Origin of the sequence: Streptococcus sp. 20925_1_22, assembly GCF_041431685.1 — a bacterium.
GTDB lineage: Bacteria > Bacillota > Bacilli > Lactobacillales > Streptococcaceae > Streptococcus.
This window is the reverse complement of the sequence record NZ_JAPVYE010000009.1, coordinates 1-16,429: the sequence shown is the minus strand read 5'-3', so window position 1 is coordinate 16,429 and position 16,429 is coordinate 1. Positions and strand designations below refer to the sequence as shown.

Sequence of the window (16,429 nt, the reverse complement as noted above, 5' to 3'; positions counted from 1 at the left end):
TTATAAATATATCACACAGAGATTTAGAAATCAAGAGTTTATGTGTTAAGGTGTCAATTTTTTTTTTAAAATCTATAATAAAAGCCCTTGCCAGATAAATAACTAGCAAGAGCTTGTGTTTCTATTGACTATTCATAGAGTAGCAAAGTCCCTTATTCCATCTCTCTGAGATAGTTCAAAGCTTCGTTGAAGGTTTTGACAGGGACGATTTTCATTTTACTCTTGATTTTGATAGAGGCACGAAGCGCCTCATGGTAGTTAGAGCGCAGCTTGGGATTGTACTGGGCAATATCAGCGTCAATGGTATCATCAGGAACAAAGAAAATCTCAGCGCCTGCCTTATCTGCAGCCATGACTTTCATCTCTATCCCGCCAATCCGGCCAACATTTCCCTTGTGGTCAATCGTTCCAGTACCAGCAATAGTTTTTCCTTTGGTAATGTCTTCAGACACGAGCTGGTTGTAAAGCTCCAGACTGAACATGAGTCCACCAGAAGGACCTGCTACACCGTTGCTCTTAAACTCCGTCAGAGGATTCATGGCAACACTGGCTTTAGAACCCAATTCAATTCCCAAACCAGGCTTACCAGTTGTCTCATCCACAATCACAGGACCGCTAGCCAAACCGATTACACCATTACGGCTGTACTCAATTGATACCACATCGCCGACTGTCCGCTGTTCCATCTGATCAACGATGTCGTATGGGCTAGTGTAAGTCTGATTGTCAATCTTTAAAATCACATCGCCTTTCTGCAGCTCCTTTGACAGAGGCGTCTCACTGCTGATACCACCTACGTAAATCTCTTTATGTCTAATCTCAACTGTACGACCAGCAGCCTGATAAGCCACCTGCAAGGCATTGAGATGGGAAGATCCCATAGTGCTGTTCTCTCGCTCTTCCCGTCCCTTTTCCTTATCGAAATAGTTTTCAGGAACAGAGACATACTCTGTTTCCAGCCTGTAATTAGGCAGCAGAGTCAAAAAGAGACTGAACACTCGGGCCTTGGAAACACCAACAGCCATGACATAGATTTTACCTTTTCCTTTATCAGTTCCTCCTTGAACTTGGACAAAGTCTTTGGCATTCAAAGCCGGCCTCACGGTCTCTAATTCATAAGGGAGAGGAATAAAGCCAATCCCAGTTAGCACCAAAGCTGTTATTAAGATTCTTGTTACTGATTTCATATCCTTCCTCTTGTTTCTATCAAGTATTGTCTGGTCTTGCTACTTCCTAAATTAATCACCAAAATCTACCACTTCTGCATCATTTTCCATCAGAGTATCAGCAAAAACTGTCCGAACAACCAGAACAAATACACAGTAAAAGCTACTGAAAACTAGGACAGGAATCATCTGAATCAGGCCAAGTAAATCATCCAGTTCCCCCAGCAAGGGACCAATATACTGCCTTATCAGATCCATCAGGAGATGAGTACCCAAGCCAATCAACCCACCAAAAGAAGCTAGAAAAAAGCTGAGCAGAACATAACGACCCCTGCGCTCCTTCATCAGCAGGACTGACTTTCTCAAACAGCCATAAAAAGAAAGCGGCTTGGCTAGATTGTCCCTGGAGCTAGTGTCCTGAATGATATAAGACAGCAAAAAGAAGTGCGAATCAACCAGATAAGTGAAGAGCAGGTAAAAGACCATGAACAAGAAAGGAAAGAGAAACTGGAAAATCACAATGGCCTCTGGACTTACTGCTCTCCGATAAAAGGCAAAGAGACTAGCCACCCCAAGATTGATGCCAATTGCCGACCAACCCATGTACAGAATCAGAACCTGAACTGCACTGACAATGAAGGAATAAAAGAGGCGGGTAAGCAAGCCATCTGAGATACTGTACCAAACTGCATAGCCAAAATAGAGCTTAACCATCTGCGGATTTCGTATCACTGTCAAGGCAAATTTATTGACGTAAGCAAAACCGAAGGCAATTATAAATGCCAAACAGGTCAAGACTAAAATGGACCGGTAAGACCAACTCGAAACCAGCGGAAAAAGAAACCAGCCCAGCACTGCAAGCGGGATTCCGACCAGCAAAAGGCCTTTCAGCCAGACAAAATAATATTCTGTAACAAAAATCCAAGCTTCTCTGAAAACCCTTGTTACTTTTACATCATTCATCGCTCATTATCCTAAATCCTAAAACCCTTTCTAATTTTTTCATAAATATTAATCTCCAAAATTAACTATTTCCCGATCATAAGACATCAGGATATCGGCCATAACCGAACGGGCCGCCAAGGCATAAATCAGCAAAAAGCCATTTATCATACTAACAATCATTCCCACAACATTAGATATGCCATCGCCAAAAAGTAAACTCAAAACTTCTATTAGACCCAATACTACAGGAATAAGCTTTAAGACAAGCTCTACCAGTAAGTAACGCCCCCTCTGACCATTCATACGAGAAAAAGACTTGCCCAAGCTACCAAAGGCAGACAGAGGACGCAAAAGGTTATCAGAGGAGTTGGTATCTTGAATAATATAAGGCAACAAGAAGAAGTGAGAGACGATAAAATAACTGTAAAACAAATGGAATACCAAGTTAAACATTGGTGCTATTAAAAAAAGCAGGAAGAGCATGCTAGCTATCTTCTCTTGATTTTTTGCAACCCAAATAAGCCAAGTTCCCATAATCTCTTGAAAATTTGCATCTGGCATCAAGACATTATAGGAGTATACTAAAAGAAGTAACATAGCCAAGAAAAAGATGAAGACATAAATAGACATAGAAAGCAAACGCCCAAAAAAGCCATCAGAAATACTGTAGCCAACAGCCCTCCAGAAGTTTCGCCGCACCATCTGCGGATTACGAACCATGGTCAAGGAAAACTTATGGATATAAGTAATCACAAAAGAACATAGAAATCCCAGCAGAATTATACTTGGAAGAAATGTAGAAGTCAATGGAGAAAAAAATAGAATTAACAGCCCTAGAATAAAAAATGGCAGTTGAATGATAGCAAGCCCTGCTGTCCATACAAAAAAGTAATCAACAGTCAGTCCCCAGGCTTCCTTTAACACATCGCTTACGTCAAACTTTCTTTTCATAAATCCCCTAATTAAGTCATTTTTCGCCATAAAAGACGATGTAGATGTAGCAGAAGCAATTTTTTTATTTTTTAGTCCCGTGAAGATGATTAAGAATTTTTAGAGCCCCAGAGAGCAGCAAAAACTCCGTCAATCACCTCACCAAAAGAAATTCTTTCTATAATAAAGCAAGCTGAGACATGATTGTCCCAGCCTCCTTAACCTTTTTTCAAAAAATTTCGAATACGAATCATAATCTTGCTTGACCAAGTTTTGTCAGATGCGTATCTTACATTGATAGCAGCCATGCTCTTACCATTGTAGAACTGACCGCCAGGCTTGAGATAGTGCTCGCTGAGATAGCGGGCAACGGTATCTATACCATCATCAAATGTTGCGAAATTTCCTGCACTGGAAAAAGGGCTGGAGTCATAAGCCATGAAACCAAACAAGTTGTGCTTGGCCTGAGCAATTTGACTGCGGCCGTAATCCGATTCGTGAATAGCCAGCCCTACGAGAAAAATTGCATTAACTCCATGATCTTTCTCTGCTTTTTTGAAAGCTTTTCCCAATCCAGCCATCGGCGTGCCAGCCAGACGACTATCGATGAAATCGGCTGACACTGTGCTTGGCACTGTTACATCTTCTGAAAAGACGACTGCTCCTGTTTTCTTGGCCTGAAACTGATCTGACACCTGAACTAAAGACGGATCCAGACTGGCCTTTTCATTTGCCGCTAGGCGGCTGACAGGCAGTACACTGCCTGAAAGGACAGTAGCTGTCGCTAATGCTATGATAACTTTTTTCTTCCTAAACATTTTTTCTATCCATTTCTATTGTCGCTTTTGGTTTCCTAGATTCCTCCCCAGAAATATAGGATGACCGCCATGATACTCATAGCAGGACCAAAAGGGACTTCTTCTTTCAACTTAAATTTGAATTTCTTAAAGATGGTTGCGATTAAGAGAATAGCTCCAGCCACAAAGAAAGAACCATATCCCAAAATCAGCGTATTCAAGGGGCTAAACCAACTGCTCAGGGCAGCTAAGTAAAGGATATCTCCCATCCCGAAAGCCTCTTTCTTATAATAAGCCTTTGCCCCAAAATAAATGAGAGAGTAGAGACCAGCGCCGACTAGCAGTGAAAGGAGCAGTTCCCAATTAAACTCATTGATAAAAAACGTAACAGCCATGCGGCCCAGCCAGAAAACCAGCAGAACCGAGTCCGAGATGTACTGAGTATCAAAATCGATATAACCGATAATGAGACAAAGCGACACCAAAAGACAGGCTGAAACAACCATCCATGGCCCCTGATCTTGAAAGATCAGATAAGAGGCCAACCAGAGCAGACCCGTCAGGAGCTCCACAATGAGATAGCGCGGTGAAATCGGCTCCTTACAGTGCTTGCATTTAAAGCCCTGCATGATAATCGACACAACCGGAATCAGCTCCACCGAAGTCAAGACATGGCCGCAGGACGGACACATAGACCGACCTTTGGCAATGCTTTTTTCAAGTGGAACACGGTAGATGACGACATTGAAAAAGCTCCCAAATACGACACCTAATATAAATACTAAACTTGCAATCATAATTTTTCCCTTTTTATACTCTTTGAAAGTCTCAGATGACGGTGTCAAACTCAGACTTGCCTTGAGTATCACTTAGATGCCAGAATGATGGATACTTGCCCCTCCTCCAAACTTAATGAAAATACCATATCTGTTTCTGTATTGTTTTGAATGGTCAATTCGGTCAAACCTTCAGCAGGCGTTCCGACGTTGAAATACTGTCCTCGATAGGAAATAACATTGGTCCGTGAAAAGGCGAGCTGCTGAATGGCATCTATAATCTGCTCAGCACCCTGACCGTAAACTTCTTTATTATCCTTACCCTTGACTGGCAGATAGCCAGACTCCGCATTCAAAGCTCCCAGCAACTCTGAGATAGACTTGGTCTCACCAGGAGCCAAGTAAACATTCTGCAGCTTGTAAAAGGCTGTCTTCATGTTTTGAGCTTGGGCAGCGTTAGTCGGTAGTGGTACTTCCTTACGCTCTATAAAGTGCGTATATTGACTCAGAAGCTCACTCTGATCTTCTGCTTCGACAGGCGTGCTCTCAACCTTGACATCATCAAATTTACCAGTCTTGGCAATCTCCTCAGATGCTTGGATAAAAGCAGCAGGGTCAATCTTATAGCCATTAGACTTGTCTCCTACCTTTACGTTAGACTCACCATCCATGACCAGATGATTGGTCGTTGGAAGCTGACTGAGAACATCAGGATGGGCAGCTAAGACATCGTTTAAAGGTCTAAGCCAAAAAAGACGGTTAGGATAGATGGAAATCTGTAGATTTTCCTTGGTATCGAAAAACGGTGTAAACTTATCCCAAACTGTCTTGGCCGAGATATTATCCAGCCGCTTAAGCTCTTCTTCTGTGAAATAGCTCAGTCCTAAAAAGCGCATATCTACAGAGAAGTGTTGCCCCGTAGACAGCTGAAATGTAGCCTTATAGGGCAGTTCTCTGTAAACTTCAATCTCAGCTTCGCTCCGAGAGCGAACCTTCATAGAGGGGCGGCCATTGATACTCAGGTCAATCGTTGGATTAAAGACAAAAATGACATAAAATAAACTACCCAGCAGAAAGGCAGCAAGTGTCGCTGCTGGAAGTAGTTTTTGATATTTTGATGAAACCTTTCTTTTTCTTCTTGACATGAATCTCATCCCAACCTTATACTACGCATTCAGCTAAGCGGATAAGGAATTTACGGTCGATACGGCGAAGAAAATCAATGATGTCATCTGAAACAGTATCTCCGGCATTCAGGATAACTCCTCCATCTGCATTAACAAGATCTTTTTGCAGTGTTTTGCCTACCAGAAGACGTTTTTGCTGATCGATAAAGTCGTTAACAGCTTTCTTTGCTGCAGAGTCTTCCTCAGCAACTGGCGCTGTGCTGACTGTTGATTCTACTTCCTCAACAGGAGCTGCCAATACTTCTTCCAAAGCAGCATCTAAGCTCAGCGCTGCATCTGTTTCTTCAACTTCTTCTTCAGTTGGAGCTGTTGTTTCTTGTACCAAGTCTTGAACTTCTGGCTCTTCTGCTGTCTCCACGACAGCTTCAGAAAACTCCAACTCAGAAGCAGCAGCTCCCAGACCTACAGCAGCCAAGGCCTCTGTCAAATCTGTCGCAGCTTCTTCTTTTACATCTACTTTTTCATCTACAACTGGCTCGAATACAGGTGCTTCAGCAACTACTTCCTCAATTTTTTCGGCAGGTTTTGCAGCTTCAGTCTCATGGAGCAAATCTGCTGCAGCCAGACGGCCCATCTCTACATCTGCTTCAAGATGAGGAGCTGTCTTTTTTTCATCATTGAGGATGATATACTCTTTACCAATCATCAAGATGCGTGACTTAGGAATCTGAATTTCCTCGCTGGCATCTTCAGAATTAACCACCAAGTAGCCAATTTCATTCTTTTCGTCAATATGATAGTCAACAACGGTTCCCACCTTGTTTCCATCAATTGTAATGACGATTTCATCAAAGATACTGCCCTGCTTGTCGTTCAAGACCTTCAGATCAGCCTCTTCCAACTCTTGAAAAACTGAGCTATTTTCTACCATGACCGCAAAGTCACCGATGCCTTGGATGTTCTTGCTAGACAGCAAGGCAAAAGGCTGTTCAGACTGCTTTGACTTAATGACAAAAGTCAGATTGACCCCCTCGTCAACAAAGACTTCATGGACTTCACCCAGTCCCATCCCTTTTTCAATCTCAATGACAACGGTCCCTGTGATTGTTTTACAACTTTTCATAATTTCCCCTAAAACCCTTCTAATTGATTACTATCAATTGTATGTTTATATAGTATTAATTTTTCCCGATTTTGTCCAGCATGTTGAACGCTTCTTGACGAAGATTCTGATCTGAGCTGCCTTGGACAATCTCTTTCAGGTAGCTCTCAGCTTCTTGAACTGCATTAGAAGCCAATAATTCCTGACTTTCCAGTAGAAGGAATTGGAAATAGACTTCTTTATCTCCCGCAGTTGCTGCAGCTGGTCTTGCTTCTGCTGCTTCCTCAGCCTTGAGGATGTCAGTGATTTTCTGAAGTAAATCTTCTTCTGTTTCATCTGCAGCCTGAACGACCGGAGCTGCTTTGACTTGTGCTTCCTCAGCTTTGAGGATGTCTGTAATTCCCTTGAGCAGGTCTTCTTCTGTCTCATCTGCAACTGCTCCTTGAACAGGCCCAGCCTGTGTCCAAAGAGTGTCTTCAGAAACTGATTGAACAACTGCTGGTTCAGCAGCTTCTTCAAGCTCAAACGTTTCAGCTGCAGGTTCGAAGTTGCTTTCTTCCTTCCAAGTCTCTGCCACTTCAGCAGTCAAATCTTCCTCTTCAGCCCCAAGCAAATCATGCTGAATCTGGCTGAGAATATCTTGATAGCCCTGAATATCAGCGCGATCGCGACTAACCATAGACTCTTCAGTAGCAGAAAATTCTGGCTCTGCAGCTGCTTGACTGAAGGCGGAATCCATTTTAGCTTGTGGCTCAGTGTCTGAGTCAGCAAAGAAGAGAGATTCTAAGCTGTTTGCTGCTCTTGACTCTTTCGCTCTAACTGGCTTGATATCTCCCGTAGCAGCAAAAACATCTTCTAGGCTGTTGCCTACTTCTTCTGCCACTGGCTGCTGAGCTTGTTCTTGCTCAGTGAAGAAGTCTTCCTCATCTTGAGAAACAACACCTGTCACCTCAACTGCTTGCGGTCTGAAGTTGCCATAGCTAGACTCCGTATAGGACATCGGTCTAATCTTAGACAGAACAGCTGTCTCAAAGGCTGGATCATCTATATCTGTATAGCCTTGATTGCCGGCTGCATTTGCTTCCGTAGGCTGAATCAGAGAGTTTGCCACCTTAATCTTAGTAGAACCCTTGCGGTGATGAAGCAGAGACTGCAAAAATTCATCATTGGCCTTTTGTGAGCTGTGGTCCATACCCACCATGCCGACCTCAGCTGCCGCTAGCTGACTGTTTGGCTCATATTCTCCAAAGGCAGGAGCTGTAGCCAAGTTATCAACAGGGTAGAGAGGTTTTACTTTCTCAAATCTTGTCATATCCTTTTTGATAGAACGGTCTGCTAGGGTGCGACCAGAAGCAGATACCCTCTGCCTTGCCGGACTTTCCTCAGCCTGAACCCTTTCTTTACTTTCCTTTCTCATCCTACCGGTTGAAGCATTGGATAAGTTCAAATCCCTAACAGATGACAAGCCTGCGCTCGTCACTTCCGCTTTCTTGCGTGTGCTCTTGGTATGCTTCTGGCTTCTGCTTCGCGCTGAAGCAGTTGCTCTCTTCTTGACTGGAGCTAGCTCCTGTGAAAAGAGCAGCACCATATAGACTGCCAAGGCCAAAGCACAGAGTCCAACAAAGGCTATGCCGGGAACTTGTTGAAAGAGGAATGGAGCACCAATCGCAAATAGCATGACCCATACTACGAGAAAAAGGCGCTTTATTAATGAAATCCTAGAAACAAATAAAATGCTAATCGTATGCAGCGCTATAAGCCCTGCTCCAAAAGGTAAAAAATATGCCATTTGAATATTTTCGACACCCCCACTTTCTAAATGATATTAAACTTTTTCAATGCAAAACCAGTCTTGATTTTGTTTTTCCATAAACTCCATTAAAACCCAAAATAGACTCGGGCGTCTATTTTGAGTTTGCTTGTATTATAACTTCAAATATCTCTATGTTTTAGTTTACTATAAATGCACTGTGAATACTAGTCTAATAACTTGGTTTTTAGCATTTTTTTAAGAAAAATTTACTCATGCTCTTGAAATTTTAAACCATAGACTTATTTGGTATTTTTCAAAGTATTTTAGCTAACTACCAAGTTGTTCACAGATAGGTTATCCAGTTTCATAGTCGTTTCAGGGCTTTCTCCGCTTGGAGTTTCGAAGTAGTAACCCACAATAGTCATTGGATAGCTGAATCCTGGAATGTTTTCAGGATCGAAGCTAACCTCGCGCCAGCCAGTCCAGCTGTTAGGACGAATGACGTGAAGATAAATCTTCTGACCGCTGGCATTCTTAACAATCAAGCCAATCTTACCCTGCCATTGATTAGACAGAGATAGAGAGAAGCTGATAGCATCCGGCTTATTGTTCAAGGATACATACGGTGCTGCAAATTCCATTTCATACATGGTAGAAGACTTGGTTGCTGGAATCTTAACCACATTGGAACCTGAACCCTCTAAGAAGTCCGTATTGTCAACTGTCACATCGTACTGATTGCTTCCGCCTGACTGAGTCAGCTTCAGTGGTGATTCGAAGCGGTAGATAGTTGATGAATTGTAATAAGCTGACAGACCATCATTCCGACTAGACTGAGTGCTAAGCTGCTCCAGATAAGACGGAGCTAGATTGGTACTGCTGTTAGCATTCGCGCTGCTAGTTGTATTGGTTGTTGCGGCCCCCAAACTGCCCTTATTGCCAGTTGCATCTGTGCCGCCACCAGCTGTCGTTACAGATATAGAGCCTGCCTGCCAAGTCGGAATCGCAAATGGAGACTGCCAGTTTGCAAACTGAATCGGTGTCTTATCGACATTGCTCTCCAGAGTCACATAGCGCTCAACGTCTTTAACCTGATAGAAACGCAGCTTGATTTTACCGCTGGTTAGATCAGGGTTTTTGTTTTCCTCCGTGCTAGACAGGCTTTTCTTTCCGCCCAATTCCAGCTCACTGGAAACGATTTTTTGTTGATTGCCATCAATCAATTCCAACAATTTCAGAACCTGTGTATAAGTTCCTTCGAACTCAATGTCCGCTGTCATCTGCGTGATGTTAGTATTATTGGTCGTTCCGTTCCCTGGTGTCGCTGTGTTTGCTGCAGTTGTTGTTGCAGTATTGGCGTCTGATGAAGAGCTGCTGCTTGTTGACGATGAGGACGATGTACCTGACGAGCTAGAGGTCGTACTGGATGAAGAAGACGTCTCACTCGAACTTGAACTGCTAGTCGTACCAGAAGAGTTGGAGTTTTGCCCCTTGGACGAAGTCGCAGCCAATCCCTCCTGCTGGAGTTCCAACTCTGTGCTCTCAGTGTAGTTGACAGACTTGAATTTAATACCGCTTTCGTTGACCAACTTGTCAATCAAGAAGATGAACTCCCCTTGATTGGTCGTACCATAGTATTTCTTAGCCTGATCCAGAGTCTTAGCATTCAAAGTTTGAAGCTGTTTGGTAAGAGACTTTCTCTGACTAATCTTGGCATTCTTGCCTTCCAACTCTGTCGAGATAGTCGCATGCTCTTCAGCTAACTGCGCCATCCGTGTATAAGAATTTGTTACCAGATACCCTCCACCAGCAAGGACCGCTACTCCTCCGACACAGGCTAACAATTTCTTGTCACGCTCATTTAAATTACTCAGGATTTTTTTCTTTTCTTTCTCATTTTTGCTCTTCATTGAAATCTACATCCTTCGTCAAAATTTTAATGTTAAACTTGTACACTGTATTGTTATCCTTTTCCTCGCGAGTAATGTTATCCACAAAAATATGGTTAAACTTCTCAGACTTACGAAGCTCTTCCTCAAACTTAGCGATAGAAAGATGCTCTTGAGACGAACCATTGATTTCTACATTGTCGTTATTAATCTTGATATCGTCAAAGACCAGGTTCCGTGTCACGTTTTTATTAAGGAAGTCCATAAAGGCTTTGTTTACTCGGTGCAGGCGGCGGAAGTCGCCTTCCAGGCTGGTAAAGAGAAGCTCGTCATTCTTGACCGTTACAATCTTATCTTCAGTCTCAGAGACTGCCTTCAGCTCTTGAGCCATCTCTGGACTCTTAAGTGTCTGCTCCGCTCGGTCAATCTCACCTTGGAGGTGCATAGCGCTAAACTGGAAGAAGCCAATCAGCACAATCATAATCGCTGCAATCCCAGCAAAAGCAGAAATAGCAGCAAGTTTTAGTGGACTGGTCTTAGCCGGTGCCACATGATATTTTGAAAAGTAGTTTAAATCTCTCCGCATTAGTTTGCTCTCCTAATCAACATGGCTGTAGCTGGAATGAACTCCGCATTAAACTCGGCAGAACCTTCCCACAGTACATTCTCATAATCTACATTATCAATTGAGATGAATTCTCGATTCATGTTCTGCTTCAAAATAGCTGCCAACTGCCAGCAAATGTCCTGATCACCAAAGACGTAGAAACTGTCAATGTTGAGACCGGTTGATCCGCTGAAGAAGTTTTCAGTATTGAGAATGTGGTTCTTAGCATCAGCCACCCACTCATCCAAGGCCCTCTTCAAGAGACCTGTATCCAGATCATCTGAAGCCACTGCTGGAAGCTTCTGCAGCAGACTAGCATCGTCTGCATAGCTCAGAATGTCCTTGTAGCCACGGTTGAGATAGTTGCTGGTCACAAACTTGCCTTCTGAGTAGAGATAAACACCAATGAAGCTCTTGCTCAGATGTACCATGCCGACATTTTCTTTGGTCAGCTTCTTGGCGCGATTGTTAACCGCCTGAACGCGTTCCAGCCATTTTTCAAAGGTATTAGACTGAAGGTCAAAGACATAGGGTGTCAGCTTCAAATTCTCAGCCAAGCCCAGATATTGCTCTACCACTCCTTTTGGCACAGCATAGACCATGAGTGAGCGAGTATCCTCATCAAGCGGAAAAGCTGAATTAGACTCCTGCTCTTGGAACTGGATAACATAAGAAGTCGGATCGATATCCAGATATTGCTGGAGCTCGTAAGATACCAAGCCCTCAATATCCTCATCATTCTGCACACTAGCTGCTACATCAACTGAACGGGCGATAATATTGGTATTGCCCAGAGCAAAGAAAGCGTACTTAGCAGTGATAGCATGCTGCTCCATCAGGTCGCTGATAATATTTTTGAGAGTAATCGGGTCGATAATCTCACTGTTCAGCACAACACCTTCTGGCAGATTGGCAGATGCCATCTTGATAATCTCCAGTTCATTGCGCTTCTGTCTAGCAACAACCAGATAGACTGATTCGTCAGTGAAGTCAATGGCCATCAGATTGCCCTTGATTGGCTTGCCAAACATAGTGTAAGGTGCATGCATTCTAGTAACCGGTTGGCTCGCTGCACCACTGCCTTTCTTAGCAAAGAGTGAACGATTTCCAGACTTAGCAGGCATGTCATCACTGCCACTATTCTTAGAAAAGAGCGGCTTGTTGAGCTTGGTTAAGAAGCTCCCTTTTGCTGTTGACTTTTCCTCATCGTCAAAGTCTTCTTGACGATCTGACTTGATCTGAACTCCTTGAATAGATAAGTGTTCTTTATGTTTCCCTTTTGATGAGAAGAGCGGTTTATTTAATTTTCCTAAAAATGAGCCTTTTTTCTCATTATCTTCTTCGTCCAGAGCTCTTCTGCGCCCCTTGGACGAAAACATATTTTTTGCCATAATCTCCTAATCTCCCTTATTTTTCCTAAAAACTATTTCCCTAATTATTTCGCTCTGTATTTGTCGCTGAAATACTCAGCAAGAATATTAATCTCGCTGTCTGTCAACTTCTTGTTATAGACAGCAAACTCATTTATAAAAGTTTCTCCGCCAAATATAATCTGACTTTTCCTAATATCATGAGTCACACCATTACGCTCCATGAAGAGTTCATGTGTGTGAACTAAAGCACCATTGACGAAGACTTCAAGTGTTAAAATCTTATTTGTCACAGAAGCGCGAACCTGAATGGAATTATCCTTTGTATAATCTAGTACGACATTCGCATATTGTCGACCACCATTATTAGCATTAGTGTTATCAACTGTCTCAATAGCAATTTTACCATTAGCTTCCAAGCTAACTGTCCAGTTCAAGGAATTATCTAACTTATAAGTTAACAGCGGACCTGTCTGCTGACGATTGCCAATTAACATTGAGGTCGTATAACCTTTATTAAAATCATGATTGCTAAACTGCATATTGGAACCGTTAAGAGCTATTAGCTGCCTAGTCTGATTGATAGCCGGTTCTTTATAGTTGATGACAGGAATAACAACTTTAGCTCCATAAACTCCATTCTTTTTAGTCTCTGCATAGTTTGCCACAACAGTATTAGTGTGCGCTACCCCATCAGCTGGTATCGCTGAAATGGTGTTATCAGAGTTCCGCATCAGAGCTAAATCAGCATCTGTATGAAGTACTAGATTAGGTCTCATTCCTCGATTGGGAAGCCCCATAACCCAAATTCTCTGTGGACCTTCTTGGTATTTTCCTACACGTCCAAATGAGTTAATTCCTCTCGCTGCAAAGGTTAGATAACGTCCGCGCATTTCATCTGTGATAGCAATCGGTTTCTCATTACTACTTATTTGTTGAAAATCATCTGGTAGCTTAGGTAATACTATACCAAAAGCAGTATTTTCTATATTAGGCCCCAACGTTCCTACTGGAACAATCTTACTATTATTATAATTAATACTGGTCTCACTCAGAAACCAAGCAGAACTGGTATGAATCTTGGCCTTTGTAGACTGTTTATTGTCTTTGAATCCTGCTTGACCTTCCGGACCAGTCTCACCAGCATAATAATAGTAACGCCTTGTGTCTTTTAATGAAACGACCAAATCCTCAGGAATATCCAAGGGTATTTCCTTTTTATTTGCGGCAAAGAGATGGATATTCTTGACTTTATTATCCTTATAAGACAGGGTCGTTCCCTTGACGCTAACGCTGTTACTCCGGCCGTTTTTACCTATACGATAGGTGAAAGTTTCAACATCGTTGCCACTTCCACCATCTTTTTTAATTTTTGCTAACCGGGTTTCAAAATCTTCCTGAATGTCAAAGTTCAAAGCATTTTGATTCCGCTGGCCCAGAATATTCTGGTAACCAGTAGAAAAGAAAGTCAATAATCCTGCTGCAATGACCCCTATCAAAACGAGGGCTATCAAAACCTCAACTAGAGTAAAACCTCTGGTTCTTCGCATTTTTTTCATCGCTCTTCCTTTCTACGGACCAGACACAAACCAAAGATCTTGTTGAATTTGCTTTTTTATGTCTGCAAATGTCTGTTCTAAAGCAGCTTCATTAGTCGCAATGACAAAGGTAGAGTCTACCTTTCCGACTGTTTTGATTTGATCAGCTATTTTTTGTCCGTCTTTTATTTCTTTTACATTCCCTGAAAAGCCGATGACACTAATACGCTTAACACCAGAGCCGAAGGTCTTTGCCACTTGTCCCACATATTCCGTAGTCAATGAAACAGGTTGATCAGCTTTAATTTGCTTACCATTTGTTGGGAAATTTGCTGTCAGATCATACTTCCCAATCCCGTCAGGAGAGGCTGTATAGGCATTTGGAATACCGTCAGTCAGCAAGACAACATATTTTAGCTGGGCTGGATTTCTCTGAAGACTTACCAAGCCATAGCGAAGCCCATCTCCAGGGTTAGTAATCCAACTTGTAGGGAGGGCTTTAATCTTAGTTTTAATTGTATCTGTGTCCTTATCTAGCTCTACAAAATCTTCTTGAATATAACTTGCATCACCAGAAAACCGAACCAAATTAACACTAACGTTCCCTATTTCCTTGAGGTCATCAACCAAAAGATTTGCTTTGGTCTTCAAAATATTCATCCGGGTTCTACTATCTGTTGGTTCCAATTTCTGATTCCACAGGCCATAACCCATAGAACCTGAAGTATCAAAAACGAAAGAAACAGCTGTATTTACCTGACCCTCAATAGGATCGTTCCGATAAGCAAGGGCAACCCCTTTCTTACCTTTGGCTACTTTAGATATAACCTGCTTGGTATTAAGAGCTGAGATTGCTGTATCGATGGAGAGTTTATTCTTAGAGTTTTTATATTGACCTGTCAGATTGTAGTTAATCAAGCGATTATCCTGATAAGATTCGTCAGCCTTAAATTCTAGGTCCAGTTGCATATCATAGAGGGAATTAGTTCCTAACACTGACTCGTCCCAGCGCTTGGTTGTCTTATTCCAAATATAATTTATAACTTTCTTCCCATCAGGGGATAATCCGATATAATTCCAGCCCTCTGTTTTTCTGACATCCTTGCCATATTTGCTCTCGTCAAGAACGAAAACAGAGGTCGCCTTACCAATGGTGCGATCCACATATTGCATAGAAGTTCGCATTTCTGATTGGATACTAGCTTCCCGCTCGATTATATTGCGGCCTGAAAACATTGTGTTAAATACAAGACCTATCAGAAGTCCCACCATACTTGTAAGGATGATGGCGATAATGATTTCAGTCAGCGTAAAACCTTTTTGTGTTTTTTTCATCATTCTTTCCTATTTAAATTTTTTTATCCATCTATTTAGCCGAGATTAAGTGACCCTCTTCGGAACGGATACCTTGCGTTTCCCAGTTAAAGATTACAACATGCTCATAATAATCTTTACTATTAGCCAAGGTTGACTTTGATTTAATGGTTATAACATAATTTCTAGGGCTACGATCATCACCCTCAAAGGATCCATTCATCTCAATCTCAGCTTTACCTCCATCTTTGAAGGTATGGGTCGAGATAATAGGATCTTTAGGGATTCTTCCTTCCTTATCTTGTGCCCGCCTGCTAAACTCTGCATAGAGAGGAGAAGACGCTCCCTCACCTAAAGCCCCCCAAGCAAGCTGAGAGCCAGATGTTGCTATATATTTGGCTTTAAGGTAGCTATACATACGCTGGGTTTGCATCTGCCCCGTATCTACAATAGACGCCATAATCCCCAGAATGGCCACCAGCAGCACAATAGCCACAATGACCATAGGCAGGGTTGAGCCTTGTCTTTTTTTTCCTTTCATGGATAATATCTCCTAATTTTCTCTTTTGATATTGCCAAAATAGTTGTCATCACCTGACAACTACTTTGGTAATATCCGACTGCCTTGGCAGTCGGAATAGAGATTTTCTCTAATTTTCTATTATTAGCTAGCGCTATTAGATCTCCAGTCAAATTCCCAAGTAATAGGCTTCCCACCACTAGCAGGCGTATAAGTCGAAATCAGCTTATGACTCGTCTTATTAACCTCATGAGCAATCTTGCCATTATCCGCTGCGAGAGTCTTAGAAAGCTCTCCTGAACCCTGAGATTCCTTGGCTATATAAGGCTTGAGTGCATCAAGGTCTGGCACATCAGCCGTTTCTGGTTCGACTTGCGAGCCAATATAGGACTGCACAGCCTGGATTAGCTGACGATGTTCCGACTGAATACGTGCCTTGCGAGCAGTGTCCTGGAAAGAAACAAGAGAAGGAATAGCGACTGCTGCGAGAACTGCGATAATAATAATTACCACAATCAACTCAACCAAGGTAAAACCTTTACCTTTTTTCTTCAAGTCCTGACGCAACTTTTTCAGCCTATTCAGCATTCGTTGA

The 16,429-nt window shown here is 42.4% G+C and carries 15 protein-coding genes; all 15 read right to left on the bottom strand.

What is annotated here, in order from left to right; all coding sequences use genetic code 11:
- Positions 1 to 152 precede the first annotated feature (152 nt).
- The 15 genes from O3621_RS10670 to O3621_RS10600 all read right to left on the bottom strand — a co-directional run bounded on the left by O3621_RS10670 (position 153) and on the right by O3621_RS10600 (position 16,422).
- Entirely contained in the window at positions 153 to 1,187 is a 1,035-nt protein-coding gene (locus O3621_RS10670) for a SepM family pheromone-processing serine protease (RefSeq protein ID WP_002899613.1), read from the bottom strand.
- Positions 1,188 to 1,238: 51 nt separating this feature from the next.
- Entirely contained in the window at positions 1,239 to 2,129 is an 891-nt protein-coding gene (locus tag O3621_RS10665) for a hypothetical protein (protein WP_002894163.1), read from the bottom strand.
- Positions 2,130 to 2,177: 48 nt separating this feature from the next.
- Positions 2,178 to 3,092: a hypothetical protein gene (locus O3621_RS10660; RefSeq protein ID WP_314448055.1), complete on the bottom strand. Its 915-nt coding sequence runs from the start codon at positions 3,090 to 3,092 to the stop codon at positions 2,178 to 2,180.
- Between the two features lie 167 nt (positions 3,093 to 3,259).
- Complete coding sequence (locus tag O3621_RS10655; RefSeq protein ID WP_002894168.1) at positions 3,260 to 3,859, bottom strand: glucosaminidase domain-containing protein; 600 nt, start codon at positions 3,857 to 3,859, stop codon at positions 3,260 to 3,262.
- A gap of 35 nt (positions 3,860 to 3,894) precedes the next feature.
- Positions 3,895 to 4,707 carry a prepilin peptidase gene (locus O3621_RS10650; protein ID WP_314448056.1) on the bottom strand — a complete coding sequence of 271 codons (813 nt, stop codon included), beginning with the start codon at positions 4,705 to 4,707 and terminating at the stop codon, positions 3,895 to 3,897.
- Positions 4,704 to 5,768, bottom strand: coding sequence for a VanW family protein (locus O3621_RS10645; RefSeq protein ID WP_124765700.1), 1,065 nt, complete (start codon positions 5,766 to 5,768; stop codon positions 4,704 to 4,706). Before O3621_RS10645 ends, O3621_RS10650 begins: the two co-directional genes overlap by 4 nt.
- 7 nt (positions 5,769 to 5,775) lie before the next feature.
- Positions 5,776 to 6,864, bottom strand: coding sequence for a hypothetical protein (locus tag O3621_RS10640; protein WP_314448060.1), 1,089 nt, complete (start codon positions 6,862 to 6,864; stop codon positions 5,776 to 5,778).
- 55 nt (positions 6,865 to 6,919) lie between these two features.
- Positions 6,920 to 8,632, bottom strand: coding sequence for an MFS transporter (locus tag O3621_RS10635; protein ID WP_371514149.1), 1,713 nt, complete (start codon positions 8,630 to 8,632; stop codon positions 6,920 to 6,922).
- Between the two features lie 287 nt (positions 8,633 to 8,919).
- Positions 8,920 to 10,506 carry a hypothetical protein gene (locus O3621_RS10630; RefSeq protein ID WP_314448065.1) on the bottom strand — a complete coding sequence of 529 codons (1,587 nt, stop codon included), beginning with the start codon at positions 10,504 to 10,506 and terminating at the stop codon, positions 8,920 to 8,922.
- Complete coding sequence (locus O3621_RS10625; protein ID WP_002899352.1) at positions 10,490 to 11,071, bottom strand: PilN domain-containing protein; 582 nt, start codon at positions 11,069 to 11,071, stop codon at positions 10,490 to 10,492. The genes O3621_RS10630 and O3621_RS10625 overlap by 17 nt, the downstream gene beginning before the upstream one ends.
- Entirely contained in the window at positions 11,071 to 12,483 is a 1,413-nt protein-coding gene (gene pilM, locus O3621_RS10620; protein ID WP_061603054.1) for a pilus assembly protein PilM, read from the bottom strand. Before pilM ends, O3621_RS10625 begins: the two co-directional genes overlap by 1 nt.
- A gap of 44 nt (positions 12,484 to 12,527) precedes the next feature.
- Positions 12,528 to 14,021: a type II secretion system protein gene (locus tag O3621_RS10615; RefSeq protein WP_314448068.1), complete on the bottom strand. Its 1,494-nt coding sequence runs from the start codon at positions 14,019 to 14,021 to the stop codon at positions 12,528 to 12,530.
- Positions 14,022 to 14,033: 12 nt separating this feature from the next.
- Entirely contained in the window at positions 14,034 to 15,338 is a 1,305-nt protein-coding gene (locus O3621_RS10610) for a VWA domain-containing protein (protein ID WP_314448070.1), read from the bottom strand.
- Between the two features lie 28 nt (positions 15,339 to 15,366).
- A complete protein-coding gene (locus tag O3621_RS10605) occupies positions 15,367 to 15,855 on the bottom strand; it encodes a hypothetical protein (RefSeq protein ID WP_125434468.1) in 489 nt (162 codons plus the stop codon).
- Positions 15,856 to 15,978: 123 nt separating this feature from the next.
- Positions 15,979 to 16,422, bottom strand: a complete 444-nt coding sequence (locus O3621_RS10600; RefSeq protein WP_125434467.1) for a prepilin-type N-terminal cleavage/methylation domain-containing protein — start codon at positions 16,420 to 16,422, stop codon at positions 15,979 to 15,981.
- Between the last annotated feature and the right edge of the window lie 7 nt (positions 16,423 to 16,429).